The organism is Ramlibacter cellulosilyticus, assembly GCF_014297465.1.
In the GTDB taxonomy this organism is placed as follows: Bacteria; Pseudomonadota; Gammaproteobacteria; order Burkholderiales; family Burkholderiaceae_C; genus Ramlibacter; species Ramlibacter cellulosilyticus.
This window is the reverse complement of record NZ_JACORT010000002.1, coordinates 447,021-461,212: the sequence shown is the minus strand read 5'-3', so window position 1 is coordinate 461,212 and position 14,192 is coordinate 447,021. Positions and strand designations below refer to the sequence as shown.

Annotated in this window: 13 protein-coding genes; 5 read left to right on the top strand and 8 right to left on the bottom strand. The window is 70.1% G+C overall.

All coding sequences use genetic code 11. From position 1 onward, the window contains the following. Window positions 1-85: 85 nt before the first annotated feature. Window positions 86-2,023: an MFS transporter gene (locus H8N03_RS08000; protein WP_187075626.1), complete on the bottom strand. Its 1,938-nt coding sequence runs from the start codon at window positions 2,021-2,023 to the stop codon at window positions 86-88. Window positions 2,024-2,160: 137 nt separating this feature from the next. Between H8N03_RS08000 and H8N03_RS07995 the strand changes: the two genes are divergently transcribed. Next, window positions 2,161-2,898, top strand: a complete 738-nt coding sequence (locus tag H8N03_RS07995) for a helix-turn-helix domain-containing protein (protein ID WP_187075625.1) — start codon at window positions 2,161-2,163, stop codon at window positions 2,896-2,898. 6 nt (window positions 2,899-2,904) lie between these two features. Here H8N03_RS07995 and H8N03_RS07990 read toward each other — a convergent pair whose 3' ends face one another. Next, entirely contained in the window at window positions 2,905-4,575 is a 1,671-nt protein-coding gene (locus H8N03_RS07990) for a glycosyltransferase family protein (protein WP_187075624.1), read from the bottom strand. A 177-nt stretch (window positions 4,576-4,752) separates the two neighbouring features. Between H8N03_RS07990 and H8N03_RS07985 the strand changes: the two genes are divergently transcribed. The 4 genes from H8N03_RS07985 to H8N03_RS07970 are packed head-to-tail and all read left to right on the top strand — an operon-like array spanning window position 4,753 to window position 8,393. After that, entirely contained in the window at window positions 4,753-5,706 is a 954-nt protein-coding gene (locus H8N03_RS07985) for an NAD-dependent epimerase/dehydratase family protein (protein ID WP_187075623.1), read from the top strand. Beyond that, window positions 5,703-7,013, top strand: a complete 1,311-nt coding sequence (locus tag H8N03_RS07980) for an NAD(P)/FAD-dependent oxidoreductase (RefSeq protein ID WP_187075622.1) — start codon at window positions 5,703-5,705, stop codon at window positions 7,011-7,013. The genes H8N03_RS07985 and H8N03_RS07980 overlap by 4 nt, the downstream gene beginning before the upstream one ends. 7 nt (window positions 7,014-7,020) lie before the next feature. After that, entirely contained in the window at window positions 7,021-7,422 is a 402-nt protein-coding gene (locus H8N03_RS07975; protein ID WP_187075621.1) for a GtrA family protein, read from the top strand. Continuing rightward, complete coding sequence (locus H8N03_RS07970) at window positions 7,419-8,393, top strand: lysylphosphatidylglycerol synthase transmembrane domain-containing protein (RefSeq protein WP_187075620.1); 975 nt, start codon at window positions 7,419-7,421, stop codon at window positions 8,391-8,393. Before H8N03_RS07975 ends, H8N03_RS07970 begins: the two co-directional genes overlap by 4 nt. 35 nt (window positions 8,394-8,428) lie before the next feature. On the opposite strand, the gene H8N03_RS07965 is transcribed toward H8N03_RS07970, so the two are convergent. The 6 genes from H8N03_RS07965 to H8N03_RS07940 all read right to left on the bottom strand — a co-directional run bounded on the left by H8N03_RS07965 (window position 8,429) and on the right by H8N03_RS07940 (window position 14,168). Then, window positions 8,429-9,862 (bottom strand): UbiA family prenyltransferase, encoded by a 1,434-nt coding sequence (locus tag H8N03_RS07965; RefSeq protein ID WP_222622883.1) that lies wholly within the window; start codon window positions 9,860-9,862, stop codon window positions 8,429-8,431. Window positions 9,863-9,949: 87 nt separating this feature from the next. Then, window positions 9,950-11,197: an FIST signal transduction protein gene (locus H8N03_RS07960; RefSeq protein WP_187075618.1), complete on the bottom strand. Its 1,248-nt coding sequence runs from the start codon at window positions 11,195-11,197 to the stop codon at window positions 9,950-9,952. Window positions 11,198-11,205: 8 nt separating this feature from the next. Then, complete coding sequence (locus H8N03_RS07955; protein WP_255428111.1) at window positions 11,206-11,856, bottom strand: PhaM family polyhydroxyalkanoate granule multifunctional regulatory protein; 651 nt, start codon at window positions 11,854-11,856, stop codon at window positions 11,206-11,208. Between the two features lie 65 nt (window positions 11,857-11,921). Further along, entirely contained in the window at window positions 11,922-12,368 is a 447-nt protein-coding gene (locus tag H8N03_RS07950) for a copper chaperone PCu(A)C (RefSeq protein ID WP_187075617.1), read from the bottom strand. 28 nt (window positions 12,369-12,396) lie between these two features. Next, on the bottom strand, window positions 12,397-13,200 hold the full coding sequence (locus H8N03_RS07945; RefSeq protein ID WP_187075616.1) for an enoyl-CoA hydratase/isomerase family protein: 804 nt from the start codon (window positions 13,198-13,200) through the stop codon (window positions 12,397-12,399). Then, window positions 13,197-14,168 carry a TraB/GumN family protein gene (locus tag H8N03_RS07940; RefSeq protein ID WP_187075615.1) on the bottom strand — a complete coding sequence of 324 codons (972 nt, stop codon included), beginning with the start codon at window positions 14,166-14,168 and terminating at the stop codon, window positions 13,197-13,199. Before H8N03_RS07940 ends, H8N03_RS07945 begins: the two co-directional genes overlap by 4 nt. Between the last annotated feature and the right edge of the window lie 24 nt (window positions 14,169-14,192).

Here is a 14,192-nt window from a genome sequence, read left to right as displayed (position 1 = left end):
GCCGCCCCACCCTACGCGCGACCCCGTCGTAGGGTGGGCCGGCGTGAGCCGGCGAAGGTGAGCGAAGCGAACCCCACCGTGCCTCTTACGCGAGCAGCTGCGCGACCCGCTGGTGCAGCAACTCCGGCTGCACCTGCTGCGCCGGCATCGCCGGGCCGACGTTCAGGCCCACGCGGTTGAAGATGCCGCGCCGGAACGGCCGCACCATCGCGCCGTCCTTCTCGATGCGGCTGAAGAACGAGCCCCACAGGTTGGTGAGCGCCATCGGCACCACGGGCGGCTCGATGCCCTCGGCCCGGGCGCGCTCCAGGATCTTCATGATGCCGCCCTTGAAGGGCTGCAGCTGGCCGTCGCGCGTGATGCCGCCTTCCGGGAAGATCAGCAGCAGGTCACCATTGCGCAGCACCTGCACGGAACGCTCGAAGGCGGCTTCGTAGACGGCCGGATCTTCCTTCTGCGGGGCCACGGGGATCGCCTTCGCGAGGCGGAACAGCCAGCCGAGCACCGGCAGGCGGAAGATGCGGTGGTCCATCACGAAGTAGATCGGCCGCGGGCTCGCCGCCATCAGCAGCACGGCGTCGACGAAGCTCACGTGGTTGCAGGCCAGCACCGCGGGTCCCGCGACCGGGATGTGCTCGTCGCCGTGCACCCGGAACCGGTATGCCACGTGCGTCGCCATCCAGGCAACGAAGCGCAGCAGGTACTCGGGCACGAGCAGGAAGATGTAGGCGGCCACGAGGGCGTTGGCGATGCCCGTGAGCAGGAAGATCTGCGGGATGCTCGCGCCCGCCCCGAGCAGCGCGCCGGCGATCACCGAGCTCGCGATCATGAACAGCGCGTTGAGGATGTTGTTGGCCGCGATGATGCGCGCGCGGTGGGTCGGCTGCGCGCGCAGCTGGATCAGCGCGTACATGGGCACCGAGTACAGGCCGGCGAACAGCGACAGCAGCGCGAGGTCGGCCATCACCCGCCAGTGCGCCGCCACCGCGACGAACTGGGCGACGGTGAGCGTGGCAGACGGCGGCAGCCCGCGCGCCGCGAAGTACAGGTCGACCGCGAACACGGTCATGCCGATCGCACCCACCGGCACCAGGCCGATGTCGACGTGCCGGCGCGACAGCATCTCGCACAGCAGCGAGCCCACGCCGATGCCGACGGAGAACACCACGAGCAGCAGCGAGGCGACCTGCTCGTTGCCGTGCAGCACCTCCTTGGCGAAGCTGGGGAACTGGCTGAGGAACACCGCGCCGAAGAACCACATCCAGCTGATGCCCAGGAGCGAGCGGAACACGACGAGGTTGCCGTGCGCCAGCTTCAGGTTGCGCCAGGTCTCGGTGAAGGGGTTCCAGTTGATGCGCAGTTCCGGGTCCGTCGACGGCGAGGCGGGGATCCACTGCGCGACCAGCCGGCCCGCCACGGCGAGCGCGATGCAGCTCAGGCCGACCCAGTGCGGCCCCACCTCCGGCACGGCCACGATCAGCCCGCCCGCCACGTTGCCCAGCAGGATCGCGACGAAGGTGCCCATCTCCACCATGCCGTTGCCGCCGGTGAGCTCGCGCTCGCCGAGGTGCTGCGGCAGGTAGGCGAACTTCACGGGCCCGAACAGCGTGGAGTGCAGCCCCATGAGGAAGGTGCACGCGAGCAGGATGGGGACATTGGCGCCGAAGAAGCCGACGGTCGCCAGCGCCATGATCCCTATCTCCAGCCACTTCACGAAGCGGATCAGCGTGCGCTTGTCGTACTTGTCCGCGAGCTGCCCGCTCGTGGCGGAGAACAGCAGGAACGGCAGGATGAAGAGAGCGCCGATCACCAGCCCCGCCAGCGCCGGCGGCAGCCAGGCCACCTGCAGCTGGTAGGTGACCATCACGGTGAACGCGAACTTGAACAGGTTGTCGTTCGCGGCGCCCGCGAACTGCGTCCAGAAGAACGGCGCGAAGCGGCGCTGCTTCAGGAGCGCGAACTGGTTGGGATGCGCATGCGCGGCGGAGGGCGCGACCGGTTCTTCGGCGACGGCGGTGCTCATTCGGTTTCTCCTCTGGAGCGGATCATGGACCATGGGCGGTCCGCTGGCGCGAGTGTCCGCATCCCGAAGGGGAAAGTGCTGCGATTCCGCTACATTGCCGCCAGGCAGCCCCGCCGGTATCGCAATCCTGTACTCGCATGAGCACCACCGCCGACCTCGTCCTCGCCCTCAAGAAGGAGCTCAAGTCCGCCCAGATGACGTACGCCGACCTGGCCAAGGGGCTCGGGATGGCGGAGTCCAGCGTGAAGCGCATGCTGGCCAAGGGCGACATGGCGCTCTCGCGCATCGACGCCATCTGCCGCGTGCTGAAGCTGGATTTCGCGGAGCTGGCGCGCCGCGTGGCCGACGCGCAGCCGCTGCTCACCGAGCTCACGAAGGAGCAGGAAAAGGCGGTGGTCGCGGACAAGAAGCTGCTGCTGTGCGCGATCTGCGTGCTGTCGCAGTGGACGATGGAGCAGGTCACCACCGAGTACCGGCTCTCGGAGGCCGAGTGCATCCGCTACTTCGTGCAGCTGGATCGCCTCGGGATCATCGAGCTGAAGCCCATGAACCGCTACCGCCTGAAGCTCGCGAAGACCTTCCGCTGGCGGCCGCACGGGCCGGTGATGAACTACTTCCGCGACCACGCCGTGCTGGACTACTTCGGCGGCGGCTTCGACGGCCATGCGGAGACGCTGCTGCTGGTGCACGGACAGGTGAGCCGCGCGATCGCGCCCTCCTTCGTCGACCGCCTGCAGAAGGTGGCGCAGGACTTCGCGCAGCAGCACCTGGCGGACCAGAAGCTGCCGGCGAAGGAGCGCGAGGGCTACACGCTGGTGCTGGCGATGCGAGACTGGGAGTTCGGCGCGTTCACGCAGCTGCGGCGGGGGAAGTGAACCGCCCTAGGGCCTGGGCAGGTAGATCCGGCAGTCGTCCACCGTGACCACCTCGCTCTGCGGAAAGCGCGCGGCGATGGCGGCACGCAAGGCATCGACGTTCTCCTCGGGACAGGAGACGACCGCCGAAGGCGCCGTGGGCAGGAAACGTTCCGTGGACTGGATGGCATCCATCTCCATCCGCGTCCAGGGCGGCACGGCCAGCGCCTTGCGCTGCGCGTAGTACGGCAGCTCCGAGGACCAGTCGTAGCCCAGGATCAGGAGCGGCCGGTCCGCGGGCGTGTGGTTTCGCAGGAACTCCGCGAGCTTCAGCGTCCGGCTGTTCCCCGGGCCGAGGATGGTCGCCTTCCAGGGGTAGTACATGCCATGGAAGAAGAGGAGGTTGCCTGCCACGAAGACTGCCATCGCGAGCGGTGCGGCAGCCGGGTGCCAGCGCACGAGCAGCCCGCTCGTCGCATACACCGCGACGGCGACGGCCGCCACCAGGAACACGAGGTTGGCCGTCTGATAGTAGTCGTGGACGAAGTGCAGGTTGGTCAGCACCGCCATCGGCAGGACGAACAGCAGCAGCCCCAGCGCCGCCACCTTCTTCACCGAGGCGTCGCTCCAGCGCAGGAACAGGAGCCCCAGCACGAGCACCCCCAGCCCCAGGGCCGTGGAAGGCAGCACGATCCGATGCAGCACCACGTCGACCAGGAAGGCCTTGCTGAAGCGCTGTCCCAGGGTCCCGTAGTTCCAGCCCGAGAGCGTGGGCGAGTTCGAGGCGAGGAAGCGGCCGAACTCGTTGCGCACCTTCACGGCGTCCGTGTACATCACCCACCCGTAGCCCACGACGAGGGCGAGCCCGCCGACCGCCCCGACCAGCAGGGCGCCACGCACGACCGGGGAGCGCAGGTTCAGCCCGTGGCGCATGGTGCCCAGCGCGCGCCAGGCGAACGCCGTCAGCCCCACGAAGGCGGGGAAGGCGCCGGTCGTGATCTTCTGCAGGAGGGCAAGCGTGAGGAACGCGCCGAACAGCACGAGGTCCCGTGCGGTCACGCCGAGCCGGTACATCTTCAGGAGGTAGTAGCCGGCGCTCATGGCCAGCAGCAGCGCGAGCCCCTCGATCATGAAGGTGCCGGACCAGAACAGGTACACCGGTGCCGTGAGGTACAAGGCGTTGGCGTAGTGCGCGGCGCCTCGCTCCACCCCGAGCAGCCGCAGCGAGCGGTACAGCGGCAGGCACACCGCCAGCGTGGCGACCAGGCTGACCGCACGCCCCACCGGGTCCAGCGGAGCGCCCGTCAGCCTGGCGATCCAGGCGACCAGGAACTGGAACAGCGGGAACTCGAAAGGGATGCTCCAGGGGGCGCCCAGCACCGGCGTGGGATACGCGAGGGAAAAGCCTTCCCGCTGCATCCAGTAAGCGGTGATGGCCGTCTGCGTCTGGCGGAACGGATGCATCTCCAGCAGCGCCTGGCCCAGGTTGAACAGGCCCATCCAGAGGAACACGCCCAGCGCGAGGACGAACAGCAGCTTGCCGGCCCACTCGCGCGAGGCATCTGTCGCCGGCGCCGCCAGATCCGGCGTCCTCCACCCGGGCGTCCGGCGCGACGCATAGCCGCGCCGATGGAAATCCCGCGCGAGGCGGCGGCGGGACGACCGCCAGGACCCCACGCCCTCCTGGAAATTGTTCATGTTCTGCACTATCCCGCCCTGGTCTCGTGCCGCAGCGCGCGACACGTGCGTTGCGGAAGTCGCAAAGTATACGGAGCGGCCCTCCTGCGCCCGGCGGGCAACTGGCGGGCAACTGGCGGGCAGGTCTTATACTTTTTGGTCCTGTCCCCCGCGCCGGGCCATCCCGCGCGCCTTTCGATGATTCCTGACATCCACTCCCAGAAGATCGTGATCACCGGCGCGGCCGGCCTCGTCGGTCAGAACCTCACGATCATGCTGCGCGAGATGGGCTACCGCCACGTCGTCGCCATCGACAAGCAGAAGAACAACCTGGCGCTGCTGGCGCAGCTCAATCCGGGCGTGCGCACGGTGCTGGCCGACGTCGCCGAGGAAGGCGTGTGGACCGCGGAGCTCGAAGGCGCCGGCGCCGTGGTGATGCTGCATGCGCAGATCGGCGGGCTGGAGCCGCAGGTGTATGTCCGCAACAACATCGAAGCGACGGACCGCATCCTCGAGGCGGTCAAGCGCCATGGCGTGCCGTGGGTGGTGCACGTCAGTTCCTCGGTCGTGAACTCCGTGGCCGACGACGACTACACCAACACCAAGAAGGTCCAGGAGCAGCACTTCATCGCCAGCGGCGTCGCGGGCTGCGTGCTGCGTCCCACCCTCATGTACGGCTGGTTCGACCCCAAGCACTTCGGCTGGCTCGCGCGCTTCATGGAGAAGGTGCCGGTGTTCCCCATTCCCGGCCACGGCCGCTACATGCGCCAGCCGCTCTACAACCGCGACTTCTGCCGCGCCATCGAGTGGTGCCTGCGCAACCGGCCCCAGGGCCAGATCTACGACCTCGTGGGCCAGGACCGCATCGACTATATCGACGTGATCCGCGCGATCCGCCGCGTGAAGGGCCTGCGCACGCCGATCGTGTGCATCCCCAAGTGGCTGTTCGCCACGCTGCTGCGCATCTACGGCGCCTTCAGCAAGCAGCCTCCTTTCACGGCGGCGCAGCTCAAGGCCCTCACCGCCGGCGACGACTTCCGGGGCGTCGACATCCGCCAGACCTTCGGCTTCGAGCCGACGCCGGTGGAGGCGGGGCTGCGCGAGACGTTCACGCACCCGATCTACGCCAAGTACGCGGTGGAGCGCGCATGACCACCGCCCCCGCCCGCATCGCCGTGATCGGCGCCGGCCCCATGGGCCTGGCGGTCGCCTACGAACTCGCGAAGAAGGGTGATGCCGTCACCGTCTTCGAGCGCGACGGCCGCATCGGCGGCATGACCGCCGCCGTCGACTTCGGCGGCGTGCAGATCGAGCGCTACTACCACTTCGTCTGCGGTCCCGACGAGACCACCTTCGCATACCTGAAGGAGTTCGGCCTCTTCGACCGCCTGAAGTGGACCGACACCCACATGGGGTTCTACTTCGACGGGAAGCTGTACGACTGGGGCCATCCTTTCGCCCTCCTGCGCTTCCCGGGCCTCACGATGCCGGAGAAGGTGCGCTACGGCCTGCACGTGATGCGCGCCAAGGGCATCCGGGACTGGAAGCCCTACGACACGTTCTCCTCCACGAAGTGGATCAAGGACGCCATCGGCGAGCGGGCGTACAACGTGATGTGGAAGAGCCTCTTCCACTACAAGTTCTACGAGTACCAGGACAGCCTGTCCGCGGCGTGGCTCGGCACGCGCATCAAGCGGGTGGCGCTCTCGCGCAAGAACCTGTTCCAGGAGCGCCTCGGCTACATCGAGGGCGGCTCCGAGGTGCTGATCGACGCCATCGCGCGCCGCATCCGCGAGCTCGGTGGCCGCATCGAATTGAACGCCGGCGTGCAGGAGATCGTGTCCGCCGGCGGCCGCGTCACGGGCGTGCGCGTGGACGGCACCGAACAGCCCTTCGACCAGGTGATCTCCACGGTCCCCCTGCCTTACCTGTCGCGGATGACGCCCGGCCTGCCCGCGGAGGAACGCCGCAAGCTGGAAGCGATCCGCAACGTCGGCGTCGTGTGCGTGCTGCTGAAACTCAAGCGGCCGTTCACGCGCAACTTCTGGATGAACATCAACGACCCGCGGATCGAGATCCCGGGCCTGATCGAGTACAGCAACCTGAACCCGTCGGTGGGCGCGACCATCCTGTACGCGCCCTTCTACATGCCGCAGACGCATGCGAAGTACCGCCGGCCGTTCCAGGAGTTCGTGGACGAGACGATCGCGGCGATGCGCAGGATCCGCCCGGACTGGGATCCCGCGGACGTCGTCGACAGCATGGCTTCGCGCTACGAGTACTCGCAGACGGTGTGCTCCCCCGGCTTCTTCGATGCGCTGCCGCCGATGCGCAGCGGCCTGGAAGGGCTGTTCCTCGCGGACACCTCGCACTACTACCCCGAGGACCGGTCCATCCAGGAAAGCGTGAAGCTGGGCCAGCACCTCGCCGGCCTGGCGCAGTCTGCGCGCCCTGCGTGAGCACGCGATGCTGAGCGCACAGTTCCTCCGCTTCGTGCTCGCCGGCGGCGTCGCGGCCGCGGCGAACTACGGCTCGCGCTTCGGCTTCAGCCTCTGGCTGCCGTACCCGGCGGCGATCACCTGCGCCTACCTCGTGGGCATGACGGTGGCGTTCCTGCTGATGCGCCAGTACGTGTTCTCCGCTTCGGGGCAGCCGCTGCTGCCGCAGGTGGTGAAGTTCACCATCGTGAACGTGCTGGCGCTGCTGCAGACGCTGGTGGTGAGCCTCGTGCTCGCGCGCTGGGCGCTGCCCGCGCTGGGCGTGGTCACGCACGCGGAGGCGATCGCGCACCTGTTCGGCGTGGCCGTCCCGGTCTTCACCAGCTTCCTCGGCCACCGGCACGCCACGTTCCGCCGCGCGGCCGAATGAACACGGCCGTCGCGGCCCCGTGGGCGGCGCCGGGACGGCGCCTCGCGCTCGGGCTGCTGGCGGCGGTCGCGGCCTACCTGGGCCTCACCCTCTGGTTCGGCGGCGCCGACACCGCGGACGCGGCCTCGCGCATCGGCGCCGGCTGGCTGCTGGCGGGCATGGCGCTGACGACGGCGAACTTCGCCGTGCGCGCGACACGCTGGCATTTCCTGCTGCGCACCCTGGGCCACCACGTGCCGCCGGCGGTGGACGGCGCGGTCTACCTCGCCGGGATCGGCCTGAGCGCGACGCCCGGCAAGGCGGGCGAGACGGTGCGCAGCGCCTTCCTCGTGCGCCATGGCGTGCCCGTGGGCAGCAGCCTCGCGGCCTTCCTCGCCGATCGCCTGTCCGACGTGCATGCGGTGCTGCTGATCGCGCTGCTGCCGCTCGCGTGGGCCGCCGGCTGGAACGATGCCGCGGCGCTGCGCTGGCTGCTGGTGCTGGGTGCCGTTGCCGCGGCGCCGCTGGCCGTGTCGGCGTTCGTGCACGGCCGCCACTGGCGGCGCTTCGTCGCCGCGGCGGCGCGCCTGAAGGCGCTGCGCCGGCCGGCCGAGTGGATGCGCACGGGCGCCGACGACTTCGTGCGGCTCTGGCGCCCCGGCGTGGCGTCTTGGTCGGTCGCCGCGTCGCTGCTCGCCTACGCCCTGCAGGCAGCCACCTTCGCCGGCATGGTGGCGCAACTCGGGCTCCAGGTGCCCTGGCACGTGTGCTTCGCGATCTTCGGCGCCGCCACGCTCGCGGGCGCGGCGAGCCTGCTCCCCGGGGGCCTCGGCGCCATGGAACTCGCCCTCGTGCTGATGCTGCGACAGCAGGGCGCCGACGGTGCCAGTGCGCTGGCGGCCGCCCTGTGCCTGCGGGCGGTGACCTTCTGGTTCGGCCTGCTGCTCGGCGCGGCCGGCCTGGCCGTCGCGTCCCGCCTGCAGCGCGCCTGAGGCGCTGCAGTCCCAGCAGGGTACCGCCTGCGGCCTTACCAGTTCCAGCCGAGCGAGCCCAGGGCGAGCACGAGCGCGAACGCCACGCCGGCCGCGAGGCTCGCCTTGTCCTTCACCGCGAAGACCAGCGGGTCGTCGTGCATCTTGCCGCGGTGCGCCTGCATCCACATCCAGCTCACCCAGAACAGCAGCACGGGCACGGCGCCCCACATGATCTCGGGCGTGCCATAGAGCCGCAGGACGGCGTCGCTGTTCAGGTACAGCGCCAGCACCAGCACGGCACCGTAGCCTGCCGTGATCCCGAGCGTCTGCACCAGCGGCGCGTCGGTGGTGTAGTAGCCCCGCCCGTGCGCCTTGCGCTTGCCGCTGTGCAGCTGCACCTCGAGCTCCGCGTAGCGCTTCACGAAGGACAGCGAGAGGAACAGGAAGACCGAGAACGCCAGCAGCCAGAACGACAGGGACAGCCCCGCCGCGGCCGCGCCGGCGACGACCCGCACCGTGTACAGCATCGCGAGCGCGAGGCAGTCCACCAGCATCAGCCGCTTCAGGATCCAGGAGTAGGCGCAGGTGAGGACGAAGTAGAAGCTGAGCCAGGGCAGGAAGTTGCCGCCCACCCGCGTCGCCAGCCCATAGCTCGCGGCCAGCAAGGCGACCGAGAGCACCAGTCCCTTCCAGACCGGCACCGCGCCCGCAGCGAAGGGCCGGGCCTTCTTGCGCGGGTGCGCGCGGTCGCTTTCCAGGTCGAGGAGGTCGTTGAAGATGTACACCGACGAGGCGCACAGGCTGAAGGACACGAAGGCGAGCACGAGCGCCATCCACGCGCCGGAGTTGCCCAGCTCGTGGGCCGCCAGCAGCGGCATGAACAGCAGCAGGTTCTTCAGCCACTGGTGCACGCGCAGCACGCGGCCCCACACCCTGAGCCCCATCGGCAGGCCGGGGAACACCTTCTCCACTTCGCACAACCCGCCGGCCTTCACGGCCAGCGCCGCCGGCGCGTTCACGACGATTGCGCGCCGGGAGTGGCGCCACACCGGGATGTCGGCGGTGGAGTTGCCCACGTAGTCGAACCCGCGGTCGCCGTAGCGCTCCACCAGCGAAGCCGCCTTGACCTTGCCGCCCAGGTTCTGCGACCCGTCGCTGGCCATCACCTCGTCGAAAATGCCCAGGTGGCCCGCGACGGACTGCGCCACGGCCATGTCGGAGGCGGTGCACAGCACCAGCTTGCGGCCGGCGGCCTTCTGCTCGCGCAGCCAGGCGAGGAGGGGCTCGTGGTACGGCAGGTGCTGCGGATCGAAGCGAGCGCGCGTGGCGAGGTTCTGCTTCACCACCGCCTTGCCTTGCGGCAGCCAGACCGGAATGCGCCACAGGTCCCAGGGCGTGTCGCGCAGCACGCGCAAGGACGTCTCGTGCAGCATGTCCGTGCGCACCAGCGTTCCGTCCAGGTCGACGACGAGCGGCAGCGTATCCAAGGTTCCCCCGAGCATTGAACGATCCTCTGGCGGAACCCCGCCCCTCCGGGCCGAATTTTACGGCCCGGGGGCGGTTGCGCCTCGCGCTCAGGTGAATACGGTCAGCACCCCGGTGTACCCGTACAGGTGCCGCCGGGCGATCTCGCCGCCCGCGAAGAAGCCCACCAGCGGCACGTCGCCGAGCGCCCGTCGCACGACCTGCAGTTCCGCGCTGGGCCCGCCGAAGTGCGGGCCGCCGCGGCCGGCGCAGCTCACGTAGACGGCCCCGGCGATGCGGCGGGCGGGGTTCGGCTCGTTCGCCGCTTCGGAACTCGCAAGCGCCGCCGCCACCGCGAGGGGCAGCTCCTCGGGCTCCAGCTCCTCGCGGATCTCGGCGCAGATGCGCACGAGGTCGGCCCGCGCGGCCTCCACGTCGCGGCGGCAGAAGGCCAGCTTCATGCCTTCCTCCACGCGATCGGCGATCGCGACGCCGCGGCGCCGGGGGTCGAGGCCGATGATGTGGCGCACGACCACGTCCGTGCCGAAATGGCCGGTGCGGTTCACGACGTCTTCGGAGGCCTGCGTGAGCCCCACCAGCGTCTTGCGCAAGGCGGCGATGGCGGCCTCCGGCTCCTCCAGCGTGAGGTCGAGGTCTTCCAGCAGCACGTCGAGCGCGGGCTCGCCATCGAGCTCGGTGATGAGGTTGCCGTCCGCACCCGTGATGCTGCGCGCCGGCGCCACCGGCTGGCAGCCTTGCGTCACGCGCGACACGAGCTGCACGCCTTCGGCGAAGGCGACGCCCGACAAGCCGCCGCTGAACACGCCGCCGGCCTTGCCGTGGCCGCTCAGGTTGCCGTTGCCGCCGATGGCGAACTGCACCGCCTCCGAACGGCTCGAAGCCAGCCCGCCGAACAGGTAGCCCGTCGCCGTGCGGTCCGACATCTCGGTGATCAGTTCCGCAAGCTCCGGCGTGCCGGAATCCGCGTGCACCAGCGCCGTGTGCGGCCGGAAGGTGGCCGGCAGCGGCGATACGCCGGAGAACACGCGGTACTGGTCGGACGGCACCGCGCACAGCATGACCGCGAGCGCCGGCTCGTCGAAGTACTCCACGTTGGACGAGGCGATGCCCACGCCGACGGTGCCGGACCAGTCGGTCACGGTCGGCAGCTCGGCGCCGAGGTGGTCGAGGATCTCCTGCGCGTGCGCGGCGTAGTGGTCGGTGATGTACAGCAGCCCCAGCGTGGGGCTCGCCGCGTAGCCGTGCAGCGTCATCTGCGCGCGCAACTGCGCCAGCACGAGGCCGGCCGCCATCTGCCACTGCGGATGCGTGGCATGGCCGAAAGGGAACAACTGCATGACGGCTCCTACGACGTCGCCGGCGCCTTCTTCCTGGCCGGGGCCTTGCGGGCGCTGCCCTTCTTCGCCGGCTTTTCCTTGGCCGCGCCTGCGGCCATGTTCTTCGCGGCATGCACCACGGTCTTCTGCGCCGCGTCCTTCATCGCGTTGGCGGCGATCTCCTGGAACTGCTGCGTGAGCGCGCCCCACCATTGCAGCGGGTCGACCGGCGCGGCACCGCCGTTGCCCTTCTCTTTCTCTTTCTCCTTCTCGCCCGCCACCTTGCGCCTGGCGGCGCCGGCGACGCCGGCCACCGTGCCGGCCGCGGTCGCGGCCTTCTGCACGCCGGAGCTCACCGTCTCCGCGGTCTTGAGCTTCAGCGCGTTGGCGACGTCGCCCATGTTGAAGTTCATGCCCTGCAGCGTCGCGAGGGTCATCTTCTGCACCTCGAGCGCCTGGATCGTCGCGCCGAGCGCCTTGCTGTTCTGGTCCAGCCAGAAGTGCACGGCCTTCAACTCGCCGATGCGCTTCTCCAGCTCCTCCACGTTGAGCGTGGGCGCCACCCAGTTCGACAGGTTCGGCAGCTGCGGGATGGTCTGCGACGCGCCCTTGGCCAGGTTCTGCAGGAAGTCGAAGCCCGGGACCAGCTTGGCAAAGCCGAAGTTCGTGTTGTCGTTCATGGCGCGCTCCTGGGGTGCTCTGGCGTACAGCTTAACCCCAGATGCGCGCCCCCGGGTACTGGGGATTAGTGCTTGCCGGGTGGCATGCGCGTGACCGGCACATCCACCGGCAGCTTGCGCTCCCTGCCCTGCGCATCGCGGAAGCGCAGCGTCATGGGGATGCTGCTGCCGGCCTGGAACGGCGCCTTCAGGTCCATGAGCATGAGGTGGAAGCCGCCGGGCGCGAGCTGCAGCGGCTTGCCGGTGGCCAGCGGCAGCGTCTCCGCGGCGCGCATCTTCATCACCTCGCCTTCCATCCGCATCTCGTGGATCTCGACGATGCCGGCGGCGGGCGTGTCCGCGCCCAGCAGCGTCAGCGGCTCCCGCGCGGTGAGCGTCATGTACGCGCCGGTGGAGTCCTGCCCGGCGACGGTGCTGCGGGCCCAGGCGCCGTGCACGGCGACGGGCGCCGCGGTCTGGGCGAAGGCGGCGCCGGCGGCCGCGAGCAGGAAGGAGGCGAAGGCGGTCTTCATGCGGCGGATTATCCCGGGCCGCCGCACCTCAGAACTTCGGCGGCCGCCTTTCCCGCAGCGAGGCGAGGCCTTCCCGCACGTCCGGCCCGCCGAAGCCCAGGAATTCCAGCGCGAGCGAGGTGTCGAAGTTCGGCCCCGCCTGGCGCAGCCAGTTGTTCAGGGCGTACTTCGTCCAGCGGATCGCGCTCTGGCTGCCCTGGGCGAGGCGGTCGGCGATCTCGTAGGCCTTGGGCAGCAACTGGTCGGCGTCGACCGCCAGCGAGACCAGCCCGATGCGCTCGGCCTCCTCGCCGCTCACCGGATCGCACAGCAGCAGGTAGTACTTCGCCTTGGCCATCCCGCACAGCAGCGGCCAGACGATGGCCGCATGGTCGCCCGCGGCGACGCCCAGGCGCGTGTGCCCGTCGACGATCTTCGCGTCGCGCGCGGCCACCGAGATGTCGGCCAGCAGCCCGGCGACGAGCCCCGCGCCCACGGCCGGCCCGTGCAGCGCGCTCACGATCGGCTTGTCGCAGTCGATCACGTTGTAGACGAGGTCGCGGGCCTCCTTCCACACGCGCGAACGCGTCTCGAAGTCGTCGGCCATGTCCTGCACCAGCGCGAGGTCGCCGCCGCCGGAAAAGCCCAGGCCCTCGCCACGCAGCACGGCGCAGCGCACGCTCTCGTCCGCGCCGACATCGCGCCAGATCTCCGCCAGCTCCCGATGGCCGGCATGGCCCGCGGTCGGCAGCTTGCCGTTGGCGGCCCTCATCTGGATGTCCAGCACGCTGTCCGCGGGGCCGCGGCGCGTGATGTTCAGGGTCTGGTAACGGGCGTAGTCGATGGTGGTCATGGGGCATTCCCGCGTGAAGGGGGCACCGGCCGCACCTCGAAGCCGCGGGCGCGCAGCAGCCCCGGCAGGGCCTGCGGGCCGGTCATGTGCAGCGCGCCGACCGCGGCGAAGAAGCGCTTGCCCGAACCGTGCAGCGCGAGCAGGCGGTCCGCGATCGGCCCGTTGCGCTCGTCGTTGATCCGCCGCAGGTAACGCTGCTCCTGCGGCGTCTCCATGCACTCGCACCATTGCTCGTAGCTCGCGAGCGCGGGCAGGTCGCTGTCCGCCCAGGCCTGCAGCAGCCGGCGCATGGAGCGCCGGTCGGCGCCCGATTCGATCTCCTCGAGCGACCGGGTCACCAGCACGCGCTCGTCGGCCTCGGTGGCAGGCGTCAGCGCTTCCAGCTGCGCGGCCGGCGTTTCCAGCGCCACGACCGGCTTGCCCATGCGCTGCATGAACCCCCACAGGACGGCGTCCACCGCGAGCTCCGGATGGAAGCCGTCGCGGCGCGACTGCTGCAGGCCCAGCGTCGTCACCTGCAGGATGGGTCGCATGGCCGCGAGCTTCGCCACCGGCAGGCACTCGCGCTCGGCGACTTTCGCCAGGCGCGGCTGCAGGCCCGCCATGACGCGGGCTTCGCGGGCGGCGTCGCCGGGCGCGGTGAAGATCCGCACCAGCTCCGGGTCGCCGGGGTCGAGTTCGAGCGCCAGCACTTCGCTTTCCTGCAGCGCGGCCTGCACGCGCCGGCCGGGCAGCAGCCACTCGGGCCGGCTCACGTGGACCGTGCCATACAGCCAGGACTTGCGGCCGTCGCGCGTGAGCTCCCAGAGGAAGCCCCGGTCGCGCACGTCGGCGCGCACCTGTTCGGGCTTCAGGGTCTCGAGCGTCGGCGCCGGCGGCGGGCAGGTGGACTGGGCGACGGCCTGGCCGGCCGCGAGCAGGAAGGCCACGCTGCCCAGCAGGGCTCGGGCGAAGGGGAACAGGTGCATGGCCGGGCATGGTACGCCACGCGT

Coding starts and splice junctions, on each gene's coding strand:
- H8N03_RS08000 (WP_187075626.1), bottom strand. CDS start 2,023: ATGAGCACCGCCGTCGCCGAAGAACCGGTCGCGCCCTCCGCCGCGCAT.
- H8N03_RS07995 (WP_187075625.1), top strand. CDS start 2,161: ATGAGCACCACCGCCGACCTCGTCCTCGCCCTCAAGAAGGAGCTCAAG.
- H8N03_RS07990 (WP_187075624.1), bottom strand. CDS start 4,575: ATGAACAATTTCCAGGAGGGCGTGGGGTCCTGGCGGTCGTCCCGCCGC.
- H8N03_RS07985 (WP_187075623.1), top strand. CDS start 4,753: ATGATTCCTGACATCCACTCCCAGAAGATCGTGATCACCGGCGCGGCC.
- H8N03_RS07980 (WP_187075622.1), top strand. CDS start 5,703: ATGACCACCGCCCCCGCCCGCATCGCCGTGATCGGCGCCGGCCCCATG.
- H8N03_RS07975 (WP_187075621.1), top strand. CDS start 7,021: ATGCTGAGCGCACAGTTCCTCCGCTTCGTGCTCGCCGGCGGCGTCGCG.
- H8N03_RS07970 (WP_187075620.1), top strand. CDS start 7,419: ATGAACACGGCCGTCGCGGCCCCGTGGGCGGCGCCGGGACGGCGCCTC.
- H8N03_RS07960 (WP_187075618.1), bottom strand. CDS start 11,197: ATGCAGTTGTTCCCTTTCGGCCATGCCACGCATCCGCAGTGGCAGATG.
- H8N03_RS07955 (WP_255428111.1), bottom strand. CDS start 11,856: ATGAACGACAACACGAACTTCGGCTTTGCCAAGCTGGTCCCGGGCTTC.
- H8N03_RS07950 (WP_187075617.1), bottom strand. CDS start 12,368: ATGAAGACCGCCTTCGCCTCCTTCCTGCTCGCGGCCGCCGGCGCCGCC.
- H8N03_RS07945 (WP_187075616.1), bottom strand. CDS start 13,200: ATGACCACCATCGACTACGCCCGTTACCAGACCCTGAACATCACGCGC.
- H8N03_RS07940 (WP_187075615.1), bottom strand. CDS start 14,168: ATGCACCTGTTCCCCTTCGCCCGAGCCCTGCTGGGCAGCGTGGCCTTC.